Below are 1,750 nucleotides of genomic sequence, written 5' to 3'. Positions count from 1 at the left end.
GCCGCGCGGTCGCCGCCCGGGAGCGGCGACGGGGGACAAAATGCGCAAGCCGCTCATAGCCCGCGAGATCGGCCGCGAGGAACTCCCCGCCCCACGCCGTCCCATCGTCGCCCCAGCCCGTCCCGTCGAGCGCGACGCCGAGCACACGCGCATGACAGCCGTGCTCCGCGAGCACCGCCGCGATATGCGCGTGATGATGCTGGACGCGCACGAGCGGCAGGCCGTCCTGCGCCGCGCGCGCCGCCAGATGCCGCCCCGAGAGATACGCAGGATGCAGATCGGCGGCGAGCACCTCTGGTTTTACCTCAAAGAACTGCTCATACTGCGCCATCGTCTCCGCGTAGGACGCGAGTGCCGCCGCATTGGTCAGATCGCCGATGTGCTCGCTGAGAAACGCCTCTCCGCCGCGCGTCAGGCAGAACGTATTCTTCAGTTCCGCACCACCCGCGAGAACGCTCTGCCCATCCGCAAAGGGCAGGGCGAGCGGTGCGGGGGCATAGCCGCGGCTGCGGCGCAGAATCTGCGGCCCGCCCGCCCCGATGCGCACGACGGAGTCGTCCACGCGGTGCACGATCTCACGGTTGTGCACGAGAATCGCATCCGCAATCTCCGCCAGCCCCTCCTCCGCCTCCGCATCTCGATAGAGGATCGGCTCGCCGCTGAGATTCGCGCTCGTCATCACCCAGAGATCATCCGCCCCGAGCAGGAGGAGATGCACGGGCGCATACGGCAGCATGACACCGAGGTACGCATTCCCGGGCGCAACACTCTCCGCCGCAGGGCGGACCGCATCCGTGCGCCGCGCGAGGAGGACAATCGGCGCCGCAGGGGACGTGAGGAGGCGCTCCTCCTCCGCCGACAGGAGACAGAGCGCGCGCACCGCTGCGAGACTCCCCGCCATCACGGCGAGTGCCTTTGCCTCACGGTGCTTGCGGCGGCGCAGGCGTGCGACCGCCGTCTCACTGCGTGCATCGCACGCGAGATGATAGCCGCCGATGCCCTTGACGGCAAGGATGCCGCCCTCCGCCACCACGCGCCGCGCCGCCGCGAGCGGATCGCCCGCCTGCACCCCGCCGTTGACGAGGAGGCGATAGGCAGGGCCGCACGCGGCGCACGCATTCGGCTGCGCGTGAAAGCGGCGGTCGCGCGGATCGTCGTACTCACACTGACAGGCGGGACACATCGGAAACACCGCCATCGAAGTCAGCGGACGATCGTACGGAACACCGCGGATGATCGAGTAGCGCGGGCCGCAGTTCGTACAGTTCGTAAAGGCATAGCCATACCGCCGATCCGCTGCCGACAGGATCTCGCGCCGACAGTCCGCACAGACCGCAAGATCAGGCGATACGAGCGTCGCCGCCCGCGTCCCCGCGGGGCTTGGCAGGATGCGGAACGTCCGCTCCCCGCAGGGCATGACCGTCTGCCACGTCACCGCCGTTACCACTGCCGCACGCGGCGCATCGTCTGCGAGAGCGACGGCAAAGGCGTCGAGTGCCGCCGCCGTCCCTTCCGCCTCGATGCCGACTCCCGCGCTGTCGTTCAGCACCCAGCCGCTGAGTGCATACTCCTCCGCGAGACGATAGACAAAGGGACGATAGCCCACCCCCTGCACAATCCCCGAGACACGAAAGGCGCGCCGCTCGGCGGCGCCCCCCTCCGTATGTACTGCGGTATGTGCCGCGTACGCCATCTCAGGCATGCGGTACGGCACGCGGCGCGAGCCGAACGCCCCACGCGCGCAGCTCCT

1 pseudogene is annotated in these 1,750 nt (G+C 69.3%); it reads right to left on the bottom strand.

The window, feature by feature from the left end:
- A pseudogene (gene hypF, locus HMPREF0908_RS07305) lies at positions 1 to 1,702 on the bottom strand (carbamoyltransferase HypF); the annotation flags it as partial.
- Positions 1,703 to 1,750 lie beyond the last annotated feature (48 nt).

The organism is Centipeda flueggei ATCC 43531 (genome assembly GCF_000160695.1).
GTDB lineage: Bacteria > Bacillota > Negativicutes > Selenomonadales > Selenomonadaceae > Centipeda > Centipeda flueggei.
This window is presented reverse-complemented; position numbering and strand designations above follow the sequence as displayed.